The 15,932-nt window shown below is 63.5% G+C and carries 8 protein-coding genes; all 8 read left to right on the forward strand.

From position 1 onward, the window contains the following. Nucleotides 1-112: 112 nt before the first annotated feature. The 8 genes from FA04_RS15400 to glgA all read left to right on the forward strand — a co-directional run bounded on the left by FA04_RS15400 (nucleotide 113) and on the right by glgA (nucleotide 15,932). Nucleotides 113-3,439, forward strand: coding sequence for a transglutaminase family protein (locus FA04_RS15400; RefSeq protein ID WP_034786839.1), 3,327 nt, complete (start codon nucleotides 113-115; stop codon nucleotides 3,437-3,439). Then, entirely contained in the window at nucleotides 3,440-5,848 is a 2,409-nt protein-coding gene (locus FA04_RS15405; protein WP_034786842.1) for a circularly permuted type 2 ATP-grasp protein, read from the forward strand. Between the two features lie 2 nt (nucleotides 5,849-5,850). Further along, a complete protein-coding gene (locus FA04_RS15410) occupies nucleotides 5,851-6,729 on the forward strand; it encodes a transglutaminase family protein (protein ID WP_034786844.1) in 879 nt (292 codons plus the stop codon). A gap of 217 nt (nucleotides 6,730-6,946) precedes the next feature. Next, nucleotides 6,947-8,230, forward strand: coding sequence for a vWA domain-containing protein (locus FA04_RS15415; RefSeq protein ID WP_256385302.1), 1,284 nt, complete (start codon nucleotides 6,947-6,949; stop codon nucleotides 8,228-8,230). Nucleotides 8,231-8,437: 207 nt separating this feature from the next. Next, nucleotides 8,438-10,900, forward strand: a complete 2,463-nt coding sequence (locus FA04_RS15420; protein WP_034787265.1) for a glycogen/starch/alpha-glucan phosphorylase — start codon at nucleotides 8,438-8,440, stop codon at nucleotides 10,898-10,900. Beyond that, the gene (gene glgB / locus FA04_RS15425; protein WP_034786849.1) at nucleotides 10,897-13,107 is read left to right on the forward strand and encodes a 1,4-alpha-glucan branching protein GlgB; all 2,211 of its coding nucleotides are present in this window, start codon (nucleotides 10,897-10,899) and stop codon (nucleotides 13,105-13,107) included. The genes FA04_RS15420 and glgB overlap by 4 nt, the downstream gene beginning before the upstream one ends. A 112-nt stretch (nucleotides 13,108-13,219) precedes the next feature. Next, complete coding sequence (gene glgC, locus FA04_RS15430) at nucleotides 13,220-14,482, forward strand: glucose-1-phosphate adenylyltransferase (RefSeq protein WP_034786853.1); 1,263 nt, start codon at nucleotides 13,220-13,222, stop codon at nucleotides 14,480-14,482. A gap of 7 nt (nucleotides 14,483-14,489) precedes the next feature. Next, complete coding sequence (gene glgA, locus FA04_RS15435) at nucleotides 14,490-15,932, forward strand: glycogen synthase GlgA (protein WP_034786855.1); 1,443 nt, start codon at nucleotides 14,490-14,492, stop codon at nucleotides 15,930-15,932.

Here is a 15,932-nt window from a genome sequence, read left to right on the forward strand (position 1 = left end):
CGCCGCCCTGATTTTCTGCGGGCGCTTTCGCGCTTGCATTCTCGATTTGCATTGCACAAACTTCGTGGCGATGGGGGGCGTCAGACCCGCCACGAAGGGGATCAAATCCGGCATGTCGATCAAGGCCAGTATCTATCACCTGACCCACTATATCTATGACCGTCCCGTAAGCCTCTCGCCGCAGATCATCCGGCTGAAGCCCGCTGCCCATTCCAAGACCAAGGTCATCAGCCACTCGCTGAAGGTTTCGCCCGGCAACCATTTCGTCAACCTGCAGCAGGACCCCTACGGCAACTACCTCGCCCGTTTCGTCTTTCCCGATCCGGTGAGCGAGCTGAAAATCGAAGTCGATCTCGTCGCCGACATGACCGTCTACAACCCCTTTGACTTTTTCGTCGAGGAAGAGGCCGAACATTGGCCCTTCCCCTACCCCGAGGATCTCAGCGACGATCTCCGGATCTATATGACGCCGGAGCCGCTCGGCCCGGCGCTCTCCGCCTTCATGGCAACGGTCGACCGTTCCCGCCAGCGCACCATAGACATGGTCGTCGGGCTCAACGCACGCCTGCAGAAGGAAGTCGGCTATGTGATCCGCATGGAGCCGGGCGTGCAGGACCCGGAGCAGACGCTGACATCGGCAAGAGGATCCTGCCGCGATTCCAGCTGGCTGCTCGTACAGATCCTGCGCAATCTCGGCTTCGCCGCCCGCTTCGTCTCCGGCTATCTCATTCAGCTGACGCCGGATCTGAAAGCCCTCGACGGCCCCTCCGGCACCGACCACGACTTCACCGACCTGCATGCCTGGGCCGAAGTCTACCTGCCCGGCGCCGGCTGGGTCGGGCTCGACCCGACCTCGGGCCTGCTGACCGGCGAGAGCCACATTCCGCTTGCCGCAACGCCCCATTACCGCAACGCCGCGCCGATCTCCGGAGAATTTTTCGGCGATCCCGAGACCCGCACCGACTTCGCTTTCGACATGAAGGTGAGGCGCGTCGCCGAGCACCCGCGCATCACCAAACCCTTCTCCGACGAAAGCTGGGATGCGCTGAATGCACTCGGCGGGAAGGTTGACCGGGAGCTTGAGGAAAACGACATCCGCCTGACGATGGGCGGCGAGCCGACCTTCGTTGCGATCGACGACTTCGAGTCCGAGGAATGGAACACGGAGGCCGTCGGACCAACCAAGCGCGAGAAGGCCGACACACTGATCCGCCGGCTGCGCGAACGCTTCGCCCCCGGTGGCTTCCTGCATTATGGCCAGGGCAAATGGTATCCGGGCGAAACCCTGCCGCGCTGGACCTTCTCCCTCTACTGGCGCAAGGACGGCGTGCCGATCTGGCGCCGGCCGGACCTGATCGCCGAGGAGACCAGCCGCCACGACGTGACGGTAGCGGATGCCGAACGCCTGCTGCATCTGGTCGCAGGCGAATTGAGCCTGCCGACCGAAATGGTCGTGCCGGCCTTCGAAGACCCGGCCGACTGGCTGCTGAAGGAGGCAAACCTCCCCGACAACGTCGATCCTGCCAACTCCAAGCTGAAGGATCCCGAGGAGCGCAGCCGCATGGCCCGCGTGTTCGAGCGCGGCCTGACGGCGCCGACCGGCTATGTTCTGCCGGTGCAAGCCTGGAACGCGCGCGCCACCGGCGTGAAGTGGATGAGCGAGAAATGGCAGACGCGCCGTGGCCGCATCTTCCTCGTTCCCGGCGACAGCGCCGTCGGCTATCGCCTTCCGCTCGGCGCCCTACCCTATGTCGCGCCCTCCGCTTACCCCTATATCCATCCGGTCGATCCGACGGTCCCGCGCGACGATTTGCCGGACTTCAGCGAAAGCAGCGCCCGCACGCAGCATGCACGCTTCCAGGCCTCGGAAGTTCCGGAAACGCCGCTCCCGGCGCCGCGCGACGAGATCGCCGGACTGGTGCGCACCGCCATCAGCGTCGAGCCGCGCGACGGCCGGCTCTGCGTCTTCATGCCGCCGACGACCAGCGTCGAGGAGTATCTCGATCTGATCGCGTCTGCGGAGCGCGCTGCCGCTGCGATCGGCCTGCCCGTGCACATCGAAGGCTATGCACCGCCGCAGGACGAGCGCATCAACGTCATCCGCGTTGCGCCGGACCCGGGCGTCATCGAGGTCAACATTCATCCGGCCGCCCATTGGCAGGACTGCGTCGATATCACCACGGCGATCTACGAGGAGGCGCGCCAGAGCCGGCTCGGTGCCGACAAGTTCATGATCGACGGCCGTCACACCGGCACCGGCGGCGGCAATCACGTGGTCGTCGGCGGCGCCAATCCGAATGACAGCCCGTTCCTGCGCCGCCCGGATCTGCTAAAAAGCATGGTGCTGCACTGGCAGCGGCATCCCTCGCTCTCCTACCTGTTCTCCGGCCTCTTCATCGGCCCGACCTCGCAGGCGCCGCGTATCGACGAAGCCCGGCACGACCAGCTCTATGAACTCGAAATCGCCCTGGCGCAGGTGCCGATGCCGGGCTCTGCAACGCCGCCGCCCCTGCCCTGGCTCGTCGACCGGCTGTTCCGCAACCTGCTCGTCGATGTCACCGGCAACACCCATCGGGCGGAGATCTGCATCGACAAGCTGTTTTCGCCTGACGGGCCCACCGGCCGCCTCGGCCTCGTCGAGTTCCGCGGTTTCGAGATGCCGCCGAACGCCCGCATGTCGCTTGCCCAGCAATTGCTGGTGCGCGCCCTCATCGCCCGTTTCTGGAAACACCCGGTCGACGGTCGCTTCGTGCGCTGGGGCACAGCTTTGCACGATCGTTTCATGCTGCCGCATCACGTCTGGCAGGATTTTCTCGACGTGCTCGCCGATCTCCGGGCGCATGGCTTCGATCTGAAGCCGGAATGGTTCGAGGCCCAGCTCGAGTTCCGCTTCCCCTTCTGCGGCGAGGTCGAATACGAGGGGGCAAAGCTCGAAATCCGTCAGGCGCTCGAACCCTGGCACGTGATGGGCGAACAGGGCGCGATCGGCGGCACCGTGCGCTATGTCGACAGCTCGATCGAACGGCTGCAGGTCAAGCTCGATACCGCCAATCCCGAGCGATATACGGTCGCCTGCAACGGTCGGCCCTTGCCGCTCACACGCACTGGTTCGAATGGCACGGCGGTGGCCGGCGTCCGCTACAAGGCGTGGCAGCCGGCCTCAGGGCTACACCCGGTGCTACCGGTCAACACTCCCCTTACATTCGATATCTATGATACATGGTCGAATCGGGCGATCGGCGGCTGCATCTACCATGTCGCCCACCCGGGTGGGCGCCACTACGACACGTTTCCGGTCAACGGCAACGAGGCGGAGGCGCGACGCCTGGCGCGGTTCGAGCCTTGGGGCCATACGCCGGGAGGCTATCCGCTGCGCCCCGAAAGCCCGTCGACGGAATTCCCGATGACGCTTGATCTCAGGCGTCCACCAGGAGCGTAAATGCCGAAGAAGCAGACAGCGGCCGCAAACCATCCGGGCACCGACGACGATCCGGTCTTCGGCTACCGTGCCCTACCGGGCATTGCCGACGAAATGCTCGACCAGGAGGGCAATGTCCGCCCGGTCTGGCAGCGGCTGCTCGCGACGCTTGGGCGGCTCGACGAGACCGAACTTGCCAACCGCTTCGCGCGCGCCGACCGCTATCTGCGCGACGCCGGCGTGTTCTATCGCGTCTATGGCGCCAAGGAGAGTTCCGAGCGAAGCTGGCCGCTGTCGCACATTCCGGTTCTGATCGACGAAAAGGAATGGGCGCACGTCTCGCAAGGCCTCGTGCAGCGCGCCGAACTTCTGGAAAAGGTGGTCGCCGACATCTATGGCGAGAACCGGCTGGTGCGCGAAGGGCTGTTGCCGCCGGCGCTCGTCGCCTCCAATCCGGAGTTCCTGCGCCCGCTCGTCGGCGTCAAACCGGCCGACGGCCACTTCCTGCATTTCGTCTCCTTCGAGATCGGCCGTGGCCCCGACGGTAACTGGTGGGTCCTGTCCGATCGCACCGAGGCACCTTCGGGCGCCGGCTTCGCCCTGGAGAACCGGGTCGCGACCACGCGTGCCTTCTCCAATCTTTATGCCGAAAGCCACGTCCACCGGCTGGCCGGCTTCTTTGGCGAGTTCCGCGACACGCTGCAGAGCCGCCGGCTGCACCCGGACGACCGCATCGCCGTTCTTTCGCCGGGGATCGCCAACGAGACCTATTTCGAACATGCCTATATCGCCCGCTATCTGGGCTTCATGCTGCTTGAAGGCGAGGATCTGACCGTGCTCGGCGGCCGGGTGATGGTGCGCACCGTCGCCGGCCTCAAGCCCATCGGCGTGCTCTGGCGTCGTCTCGACGCGGCCTTTGCCGATCCGCTCGAGCTCAATCAGTCCTCGCATATCGGCACACCCGGCATTGTCGAGGCGCTCAGGGCCGGCTCGGTCTCAATCGTGAACGCGCTCGGCACCGGCATCGTCGAAACCCGCGCCTTCCTCGCTTTCATGCCGGCGATCTGCCGCCATCTGCTGGGCGAGGAACAGAAGCTGCCCTCGATCGCCACCTGGTGGTGCGGCCAAGGCGCCGAACGCGAACAGGTCGCCGCCAACCTCGACCGCATGGTCATCGGCCCCGCCTACCAGACCCGCCCTTTCTTCGACGACAATGGCCAGTCGGTACTCGGCCGTACGCTTGATGAGAAGGCTCGAGCCTCGATCGCAGATTGGCTTAGCGCCGAGGGCGGCAAGCTCGTGGGCCAGGAGGTGGTCACGCTCTCGACCACCCCTGCCTGGGTGCGCGGGCGGCTGACGCCGCGGCCGATGAGCCTGCGGGTGTTTGCGGCACGCACCCGCGACGGCTGGCAGATTATGCCAGGCGGCTTTGCCCGCATCGGCTCCGGCGACGATGTCGCCGCGATCGCGATGCAGGCGGGCGGCACCGCCGCCGATGTCTGGATCGTCAGCGACCGACCGGTCGAGCGCACGACGCTGCTTCCGGCCGAGGAAAGTTTCACCCGCAACATGCCGGGAAGCCTGCCGAGCCGGGCGGCCGACAATCTCTTCTGGCTCGGCCGCTATATCGAGCGTGCGGAAGGGGCGCTACGCATCCTGCGCGCCTGGCACGGCCGCTTCGCCGAAACCGCCGATCCGGACCTGCCGCTCCTTAAGGATGTCGGCGACTATCTCGCAGCCCTCGACATCGATGCGCGCCAGCCTGTGCCCGACAGCCTGCTCGCCAATATCGCAAGCGCCCTCTTCAGCGCCGGCAACATCCGCGACCGGTTCTCGCCGGACGGCTGGCTGGCACTGAACGACCTGTCGCAGACGGCGCGCAAGTTCCACGCGACGGTGCAGGCCGGCGACGACGCGACCCGCGCGATCACCGTGCTCCTGCGCAAGCTCGCCGGCTTTGCCGGTCTCGTGCATGAAAACATGTACCGCTTCACCGGCTGGCGCTTCCTTTCGATCGGCCGCTATATCGAGCGCGGCCTGCACATGACCCGGCTGCTCGGCCACATGTCGGGGCCGGATGCGCCCGATGGCGCCTATGACATGCTGCTCGAAATCGGCGACAGCGTCATGACCCATCGCCGGCGCTACAATGTCAGCACCGCCGCCTTGACGGTCACCGACCTCCTGGCGCTCGATCCGCTCAATCCGCGCTCGGTGCTTTACCAGTTGAATGAGATCAAGACCGAGGTCGAGCTGTTGCCGAACGCCTTCGTCAACGGCCAGATGTCCTCCTTCTACCGCGAGGCGATGCGGCTGCATTCGGGCCTGGCGGTGATGACACCGGAAGCCATGAACCTCGGCGTCTACAATCGGTTGGAGCGGGATCTCGAAAGCCTGTCCGATCTGCTCGCGCGCACCTATCTCGGCTAGCCATGCTTTACGACATCAGCCTGAAGATCATCTATGACTACGAAGTGCCGGTGTCCGGCGGCCGCCACCTCGTGCGCGTGCTGCCGGCGACGCTGCCCGGTCGCCAACGTCTCGTCGTCGGCTCGCTCAGCTGCCATCCCATGCCGGCCGAACGTACCGAGAGCATCGACTTCTTCGCCAACCCGTTTACGTCGATTCTCTTTCGCAACTCGCATGCAGACCTGACGATCCGCATGCAGGCGCGCGTGCAGGTGGAAGCACAGGCCCTGACCGCGGACTTCTCCCCTGACCTCACCGGCCTGCCGGCCGAGCTTGCGGCCTGCTGGTCCGTCGATGCCGACGCGCCGCATCACTTCGCCGGCCCGAGCCCACTCTTGCCCGAGGTCGCCGACATTGCCGCCTACGCGCGTGACACCATTACCGACACGATGACCGTGCGCCAGATCGCCGTTGCACTGTGTGACCGCATCCATCGCGACTTCGCCTATGACGGCGAGGCGACGACCGTGAACACGACGCCGGCAGAAGCGTTCAAGCTCAAGCGCGGCGTCTGCCAGGATTTCGCCCATGTCATGATCGTGGCGCTCAGAAGCCTCGGCATCCCTGCCGGCTATGTTAGCGGTTTCCTAAGGACGATCCCTCCGCCCGGCAAGGAGCGCCTGGAGGGGGCCGATGCCATGCACGCCTGGGTGCGCGTCTGGTGCGGCACAACCGGTGGGTGGCTCGAACTCGATCCGACCAACAATATTCCGGCTGGAACCGACCATATCGTCGTCGGCCATGGCCGCGACTACGGCGATGTCGCGCCCGTCATCGGGGTCCTGAAAAGCTACGGCAGCCAAACGACGAAACAGGCGGTCGACGTCATTCCGGTACCGTGACCCGATTTGGCACAGGCCGATTCCCGCTTCGGAACAGACAGGGTGCCGCAGAACCCCTTACAACAACCGGTTTTCCGGCAATCCATTAAAATTGCAAGGATTGCCGGAACGATATCGTAAGCCATCGCCGCTATTGATGCCCCCAAGCTTGCAACGTGTTCCTTTGGGGTGTGCAAAGATGGGAAGACGATACACGGTAGGCCGGTCCTTCGTAGCTATGCTCAAGGACCGGGGTGGCAATTTTGGCATCATGGCAGCACTCGCGGCGCCATTGGTGTTGGCAGCCGGCGGCGTCGCCGTCGATCTGGCCACCATGATGACGACGAAAAACCAGATGCAGGATGCAGCCGACGCTGCAGCACTTGCGGCTGCGTCCGCACTCGTTGCAAACAAGGATACCCTGGCGACCGAGAAGGCCAAGGAAATCGCCTTGAACTTCCTGAAGGCGCAGTCGGGCGCAAGCTCGACCGATCTGCCCGGTGGAGCCGGCGGCAGCGACCCGGGCACCAGCAGCGCTTCCGCGGGCGGCGTGACCGACCCGACGGAGACCCAGGTTCAGCCGACGGTCGACATCGTCATGACGACTGTCGGCAAGAGCGACAAGGCCTTCAAGGTCACGATCGTCAACAAGCAGACAATTCAGCTCAACCCCATGACGCGGTTGCTCGGACAGAAGTCCGTCAATCTGGAAACGGTAGCCGTTGCCGAGAGCGCGACGGAAACCAAGAACGCCATGTCGATGTATCTCGTGCTCGACCGCTCGGGCTCGATGGCCTTCGTGACGAATGTGAAGGACGAGAAGCGCACCAAGTGCAAGAACTGGACGGCGGAGAACTGGGGCAAGAGCATCTCTGAGACCAGCCCTTGCATGATCGACAAGATCACGACCTTGAAATCCGCGGTTGAGACGCTGCTGAAGCCACTCACCGAGATGGACCCCGACAACAAGTATGTCCGTGTCGGCGCTGTTTCCTATAGCAGCTCCATCTTCCCGGAAGAGAAACTGGCCTGGGGCACGACGAAGGCCAGTACCTACGTCAAGAACCTGGAGGCGAACGGCGGCACGGATTCGAGCGGCGCTTTCGCCAAGGCCGTCACGGATCTGAAGCTCAAGGGCGAAAACGACGCGCACACGGCTTCCAACGGCCTGACGCCGAAAAAGTACATCGTCTTCATGACCGATGGGGCGAACACACATTTCGAAGGAAAGGCGTTGACCATCCCGGCGGCGCCAAAGCCGGAACCGGAACTCGACAAGTACAAAGCCCAGGATTCCAAATCCGACACGGCAACGCTCAAGGCGTGCCAGGATGCCAAGGACGCCGGCATTCGCGTCTTCACCATCGCCTTCATGGCGCCGATCCAGGGAAAATCGGTGCTCAGCCGATGCGCCAGCAGCACAGCCGACTACAAGTCGCCGGAAGATGCCGCAGCTCTGGTCAAGGTTTTCGGTGAAATCGGCGCCACCACCTCGGGCAAGATGGCACGCCTGACAAGGTAAGACAGACCACATCGCTGACGATGCCGCCCGGCCCCGCCGGGCGGCATTTTGCGTTTCGGCGGGATACGTTCTCCACCGTCTGAGACAAGTCTAATCCATTTAAAAACATCTGTTGCAAGCGCTTCGGATCGATGCATAAATTGGCTTTATCCCCGGTCGGGTCCGGCCTGCGATCTCCCAACGCAAAAGGGTAAAGACAGTTTCATGATGAACAGGCTCTCCACCAACGACGTGCCGCAGCCCGCCCCAAGGTCGTCTGAACCTAGCCAGCTCGCCGTCGAAATCCTCGAACGTCTGAAGTACCGCATCGGCAAGGACCCGAAGGTCGCCAAGCCCCATGACTGGCTGACGGCGGCGATCCTGGTTGCGCGTGACCGCATCACCGACAAGTGGATGGACTCCACCCGCAAGACCTACGCAACCGGCGCCAAGCGCGTTTATTATCTCTCGCTCGAATTCCTCATCGGCCGGCTGATGCGCGATGCGATGACCAATATCGGCCTGATGGACGAGATGCGCGACGCACTCGCCTCCCTCGGCGTCGATATCGATGTCGTCGCCCAGCTCGAGCCGGATGCGGCCCTCGGCAATGGCGGTCTCGGACGGCTGGCTGCCTGTTTCATGGAATCGATGGCGACCGTCGACGTACCCGCCTATGGCTACGGCATCCGCTACATGCATGGCCTCTTCCGCCAGCAGATGGCCGATGGCTGGCAGGTGGAACTACCCGAAACCTGGCTTGCCCACGGCAACCCCTGGGAATTCGAACGCCGCGAAAGCTCTTACGAAATCGGCTTCGGCGGCGTGGTCGAAACCGCCAATGTCGACGAGGAAATCCAGCGTTTCGTGTGGAAACCGGCCGAGCGCGTCATCGCCACCGCCTTCGACACGCCCGCCGTCGGCTGGCGGGCAAAACGCGTCAACACGCTGCGCTTGTGGACCGCGCAGCCGATTGACCCGATCCTGCTGGCCGCCTTCAACGCCGGCGACCACATCGGCGCCCTTCGCGAAAGCAACAAGGCGGAAAGCCTGACGCGTGTTCTCTATCCGGCCGACGCGACGCCAGCGGGCCAGGAGCTGCGCCTACGCCAGGAATACTTCTTTTCCTCGGCCTCGCTGCAGGACATCCTGCGCCGTCACCTGCAGCAATACCCGGACTTCAACTCGCTGCCGGACGCCGTCGCCATCCAGCTCAATGACACCCATCCAGCCATTTCCATTGCCGAACTGGTGCGGCTCTTGACCGACCTGCACGGCCTCGATTTCGAGCAGGCCTGGGACATCACCCGCCGCACGATCTCCTACACCAACCACACGCTTCTGCCCGAAGCGCTCGAAAGCTGGCCGGTACCGCTGATCGAGCGCCTGCTGCCGCGCCACATGCAGATCGTCTATGCGATCAACGCCAAGATCCTGATCGAGGCCCGCCGCCAGAAGGGCGCCACGGACGACGAAATCCGCAACATCTCGCTGATCGACGAAAGCGGCGAACGACGCGTGCGCATGGGCAATCTCGCCTTTGTCGGCTCGCACTCGATCAACGGCGTTTCGGCACTGCACACCGAGCTGATGAAGGAAACGGTGTTTGCCGACCTGCACAAGCTCTACCCGGACCGCATCAACAACAAGACCAACGGCATTACGCCGCGCCGCTGGCTGATGCAGTGCAATCCCGGTCTCTTCGGACTGATCCGCGACGCGATCGGCGACGAGTTCATGGACAATACCGAGGCGCTGCAGGCGCTCGACGTCTTCGCCGACAAGGCGGACTTCCAGGAACATTTCGCCGCGGTCAAACGCGCCAACAAGGTGCGCCTCGCGCAGCTCGTGCAGAGCCGCCTCGGCATCCGGCTCGATCCGTCGGCGATGTTCGACATCCAGATCAAGCGCATCCACGAGTACAAGCGCCAGCTCCTCAACATCATCGAGGCGGTGGCGCTCTACGACCAGATCCGCTCCCATCCGGAGCTCGACTGGGTGCCGCGCGTCAAGCTCTTTGCCGGCAAGGCGGCGCCGAGCTATCACAATGCCAAGCTGATCATCAAACTGGCCAACGACGTCGCCCGTGTCGTCAACAACGATCCGGCGGTGCGCGGCCTCCTGAAGATCGTCTTCGTGCCGAACTACAACGTCTCGCTCGCCGAGATCATGGTTCCGGCTGCCGACCTTTCCGAGCAGATCTCGACGGCCGGCATGGAAGCATCGGGCACCGGCAACATGAAGTTCGCGCTGAACGGCGCCTTGACGATCGGTACGCTCGACGGCGCCAATGTCGAAATGCGCGACTGGATCGGCGAGGAAAACATCAAGATCTTCGGCATGACCGCCGAAGAGGTGACCAGGGCACGAGCCGAAGGTCACAACCCGCGCGCCATCATCGAAGGCTCGCGCGAGCTGTCGCAGGCGCTGCAGGCGATTGCGTCCGGCGTGTTCTCGCCCGATGACCGCAATCGCTTCGCAAGCCTCGTCGAAGGTCTCTACAATCACGACTGGTTCATGGTCGCTGCCGATTTCGAAGCCTACGCCAAGGCGCAGCGCGAGCTCGACCAGCTCTGGACGACGCCGTCCGACTGGCACGCGCAGGCAATCCGCAACACCGCAAGGATGGGCTGGTTCTCGTCCGATCGCACCATCCGGCAATATGCCGGGGAAATCTGGAGAGCTGGATGACGCCCTCGGCCGGCAAGGACCCGGAACCCGCAGCTTCAGGTCTGCTGTCAGCCCCGGATATCGCGGCCATCCTCAAGGGCACGCATGACGACCCCTTTGCGGTTCTTGGCGTGCACCCCGTCGGCAAGACCGTCCTTGCCCGCTGCTTCATCCCCGATGCCGAGACGGTGACGGTCGAAACGCTCTCGGGCAAGGACCTGGGGGCGATCGAACGGCGCGACGATGCCGGCTTCTTCGAAGGCCCGGTGGCGCTGAAGAAGCCACAGCCCGTCCGCTACCGCGCCCGCAATCAGGGCGGCGAATGGGTGGTCGTTGATCCCTACAGCTTCGGTCCGGTTCTCGGGCCGATGGACGATTATTACATTCGCGAAGGCTCGCATCTCAGGCTCTTCGACAAGATGGGGGCGCACCCGATCGAGCATGACGGTGCCAGCGGCTACCATTTCGCCGTCTGGGCACCCAATGCGAAGCGTGTTTCGGTCGTCGGCCAGTTCAACGACTGGGACGGCCGTCGCCACGTCATGCGGTTGCGCACCGACACCGGCATCTGGGAAATCTTCATTCCCGGCGTCGATGCGGGCCTTGTCTACAAGTACGAGATCCTCGACCGCAACGGCACGCGTCTGCCGCTCAAGGCCGATCCCTTTGCCCGGCGCTCCGAACTACGCCCGAACACGGCCTCGATGACCACGCCGGAAATCGCGCAGACCTGGGACGACGAGGCACACCGCAAGCATTGGGCCTCGGCCGACGCAAGACGGCAACCGATCTCGATCTACGAAGTGCACGCCGGTTCCTGGCAGCGCCGCGACAATGGCGAGATGCTCTCCTGGGACGAGCTTGCCGACCGGCTGATCCCCTACTGCGTCGACATGGGCTTTACTCATATCGAGTTTCTGCCGATCTCGGAGTTTCCTTTCGACCCCTCCTGGGGCTACCAGACAACCGGTCTTTATGCGCCGACCGCCCGTTTCGGCGAGCCCGAAGGTTTTGCCCGCTTCGTCAACGGCTGCCACAAGGTCGGCATCGGCGTCATCCTCGACTGGGTGCCGGCGCATTTCCCGACCGACGAGCACGGCCTGCGCTGGTTCGACGGCACCGCACTCTACGAACACGAGGATCCGCGCCAAGGCTTCCACCCCGACTGGAACACGGCGATTTACAATTTCGGCCGCCAGGAAGTGCTGTCGTTCCTCGTCAACAATGCGCTCTACTGGGCGGAAAAATTCCATGTCGACGGCCTGCGCGTCGATGCGGTCGCCTCGATGCTCTACCTCGACTACTCGCGCAAGCACGGCGAGTGGGTGCCGAACGAATATGGCGGCAACGAGAACCTCGAGGCCGTCCGTTTCCTGCAGACGCTGAACACGGAAATATACGGCTCTCACAAGGGTATCCTGACGATCGCCGAGGAATCGACCTCCTGGCCGAAGGTCTCCCATCCGGTCCATGCGGGGGGTCTCGGGTTCGGCTTCAAGTGGAACATGGGCTTCATGCACGACACGCTGCAATATCTGTCGCGCGAGCCGGTGCACCGCAAGTTCCACCACAACGACCTGACATTCGGCCTGCTTTATGCCTTCAACGAGAACTTCGTGCTGCCGCTGTCCCATGACGAGGTCGTGCACGGCAAGGGCTCGCTGATCGCCAAGATGGCCGGCGACGACTGGCAGAAGTTCGCCAATCTCCGGGCCTACTACGCCTTCATGTGGGGCTATCCCGGCAAGAAGCTCTTGTTCATGGGTCAGGAGTTCGCGCAATGGCGCGAATGGTCCGAGGATCGGGCGCTCGACTGGAACCTGCTCGAATACCATCTGCACGAGGGCATGCGACGGCTGGTGCGTGACTTGAACGGCACCTACCGCGCCAAGCCGGCGCTGCATGCGCGCGATTGCGAAGGCGAAGGTTTCGAATGGCTGCTGGCCGACGACCGCGACAACTCGGTCTTTGCCTGGCTGCGCAAGGCGCCCGGCGAAAAACTGGTCGCCGTCATCACCAATTTCACCCCCGTCTACCGGGAAAGCTACGCCATCCCGCTGCCGGTCAAGGGTCGCTGGAAGGAGATCCTCAACAGCGACGCGGAAATCTATGGAGGAAGCGGCAAGGGCAATGGCGGCGCGGTTTTTGCCGAGAAGAACAGCACGGGAGCGATCATGGCCAACATCACCCTGCCGCCGCTCGCGACACTGATGCTGGAACAGGAGTAATTTATCCGACCCGCCAGCCGAAGGCGGCGGAAGACTGCAAATATCGAGGGCCGCAAGGCGTCGCAGAAGGCCGCCGTGACGACCCCTTAAGGTCAATGAATGGGGAGGACAAATGGTGGAAAAGCGTACGCAACCTCTGGCACGTGATGCCATGGCCTATGTTCTCGCCGGCGGTCGCGGCAGTCGCCTGAAGGAACTGACCGACCGACGGGCGAAGCCGGCGGTCTATTTCGGCGGCAAGGCCCGTATCATCGACTTCGCGCTGTCGAACGCGCTCAACTCCGGTATCCGCCGCATCGGCGTCGCCACCCAGTACAAGGCGCATTCGCTGATCCGCCACCTGCAGCGTGGCTGGAACTTCTTCCGCCCGGAGCGAAACGAAAGCTTCGATATTCTCCCGGCCAGCCAGCGCGTTTCCGAAACGCAATGGTACGAAGGCACGGCCGACGCCGTTTACCAGAACATCGACATCATCGAGGATCATGGCGTCGAATACATGGTGATCCTTGCTGGCGACCATATTTACAAGATGGACTACGAATTGATGCTGCAGCAGCACGTCGATTCCGGCGCCGACGTCACCATCGGCTGCCTCGAGGTGCCGCGCATGGAAGCAACCGGCTTCGGCGTGATGCATGTCGACGAAAAGGACCGCATCATCGCCTTCGTCGAGAAGCCGGCCGATCCGCCGGGCATTCCCGGCAATCCGGAGATGGCGCTTGCCTCCATGGGCATCTATGTCTTCCACACGAAGTTCCTGATGGATCTTCTGCGCCGCGACGCCGCCGATCCGAAATCGAGCCGCGACTTCGGCAAGGACATCATCCCCTACATCGTCGATAACGGCAAAGCCGTCGCCCACCGTTTCGCAGAGTCCTGCGTGCGGTCGGACTTCGAGCGCGAGGCCTACTGGCGCGACGTCGGCACGATCGATGCCTATTGGCAGGCCAATATCGACCTGACCCACGTGACGCCGGAGCTCGACATCTACGACAGCACCTGGCCGATCTGGACCTTTGCCGAGATCAAGCCGCCGGCGAAATTCGTGCATGACGATGAAAACCGCCGCGGCTCGGCAACCTCGTCGCTGATCTCCGGCGACTGCATTATCTCAGGCGCCGCGCTCAACCGCAGCCTGTTGTTCACAGGTGTCCGCGTAAATTCATATTCCCGTCTGGAGAATGCCGTAGTTCTTCCCGATGTGAAGATCGGTCGCCACGCGACGCTGCGCAACGTGGTCATCGACAGCCGTGTCGTGATCCCCGAGGGCCTCGTCGTCGGTGACGATCCGGTGCTCGATGCCAAGCGTTTCCGGCGTTCGGAAAACGGCGTCTGCCTGATCACGCAAACGATGATCGACAAACTGGGAATGTAGGCACTTCATGAACGTCCTGTCCGTTGCGTCCGAAGTCTATCCGCTGATCAAGACCGGGGGGCTCGCCGATGTCGTCGGCGCGCTTCCGGCAGCGCTTTTGCCGCACGGCGTCAAGACCCGCACGCTGGTGCCCGGCTATCCGGCCGTGCTGCAGAAGCTGAAGAAGAAAAAGAAGGTCGGCAGTTTCGAAAACCTGTTCGGCAATCCGGCGACAGTTCTCGCCGCCGAAATCGACGGGCTCGATCTGCTGGTCCTCGACCTGCCTGAACTCTACGCTCGAGACGGCGGCCCCTATGTCGATGCCACCGGCCGCGACTACGTCGACAATTTCCGCCGCTTTGCCGCACTCTCGCTTGCGGCGGCCGAAATTGCCGGCGGCGATGTCGTCTCGGGCTGGAAACCCGATATCGTTCACGCCCATGACTGGCAGACGGCGCTGACGCCGGTCTACATGCATTTCGGCCCGGCGGCCGCAACGCCGACGGTGATGACGATCCACAACATCGCCTTCCAGGGCCAGTTCGGCGCCTTAGTCTTCCCCGAGCTTGCCCTTCCCGCCGAAGCCTTCTCGATGCAGTTCGTCGAATATTACGGCGACGTCGGCTTCCTGAAGGGCGGCCTGCAGACCGCCGACGCCATTACCACCGTCAGCCCCTCCTATGCGCAGGAAATCCTGACGCCCGAATTCGGCATGGGCCTCGAAGGCCTGTTGAAGAGCCGCGTCGCCGACCTCTCTGGCATCGTCAACGGCATCGACGCCGACATCTGGGATCCGCAGACCGACCCGCACATCGCCCAGCATTTCAGCGCAACGAGCCTGAAGCAGCGCGCGGCCAACCGGCGTGCGCTCGAGGAACGCTTCGGCCTTGAAAAAGGCAACGGCCCGATCTTCTGCGTTGTCAGCCGGCTCACCTGGCAGAAGGGCATGGATCTGGTCGCCGAGATCGCCGACGAGCTCGTCGCCATGGGCGGCAAGCTCGTGGTGCTCGGCTCCGGCGACGCGGCGCTCGAAGGCGCGCTGCTCGCCGCTGCCTCCCGCCATCGCGGCCATATCGGCATGGTCACCGGCTACAACGAGCCGCTGTCGCATCTGATGCAGGCGGGCTCCGACGCCATCCTCATTCCGTCGCGCTTCGAGCCCTGCGGGCTTACCCAGCTCTATGGCCTGCGCTACGGCTGCGTGCCGGTCGTCGCCCGCACCGGCGGCCTTGCCGATACCATCATCGACGCCAACGAGGCCGGGCTTGCGGCCAAGGTCGCGACCGGCTTCCAGTTCACGCCTGTCAATGCCGATGGGTTGCGGCTTGCGATCCGGCGGGTGCTGCGTGCATACAGCGAGCCCAAAGTCTGGTCGAAAATTCAGACCCAGGGCATGAAATCGGACGTTTCCTGGGCCACAAGTGCCGAGCGTTACGTCTCTCTTTATTCCGGACTTCTCGGGAAAGGTTAA

Origin of the sequence: Ensifer adhaerens (assembly GCF_000697965.2) — a bacterium.
In the GTDB taxonomy this organism is placed as follows: domain Bacteria; phylum Pseudomonadota; class Alphaproteobacteria; order Rhizobiales; family Rhizobiaceae; genus Ensifer; species Ensifer adhaerens.

Coding starts and splice junctions, on each gene's coding strand:
- FA04_RS15400 (WP_034786839.1), top strand. CDS start 113: ATGTCGATCAAGGCCAGTATCTATCACCTGACCCACTATATCTATGAC.
- glgC (WP_034786853.1), top strand. CDS start 13,220: ATGGTGGAAAAGCGTACGCAACCTCTGGCACGTGATGCCATGGCCTAT.
- glgB (WP_034786849.1), top strand. CDS start 10,897: ATGACGCCCTCGGCCGGCAAGGACCCGGAACCCGCAGCTTCAGGTCTG.
- FA04_RS15410 (WP_034786844.1), top strand. CDS start 5,851: ATGCTTTACGACATCAGCCTGAAGATCATCTATGACTACGAAGTGCCG.
- FA04_RS15405 (WP_034786842.1), top strand. CDS start 3,440: ATGCCGAAGAAGCAGACAGCGGCCGCAAACCATCCGGGCACCGACGAC.
- FA04_RS15420 (WP_034787265.1), top strand. CDS start 8,438: ATGAACAGGCTCTCCACCAACGACGTGCCGCAGCCCGCCCCAAGGTCG.
- FA04_RS15415 (WP_256385302.1), top strand. CDS start 6,947: ATGCTCAAGGACCGGGGTGGCAATTTTGGCATCATGGCAGCACTCGCG.
- glgA (WP_034786855.1), top strand. CDS start 14,490: ATGAACGTCCTGTCCGTTGCGTCCGAAGTCTATCCGCTGATCAAGACC.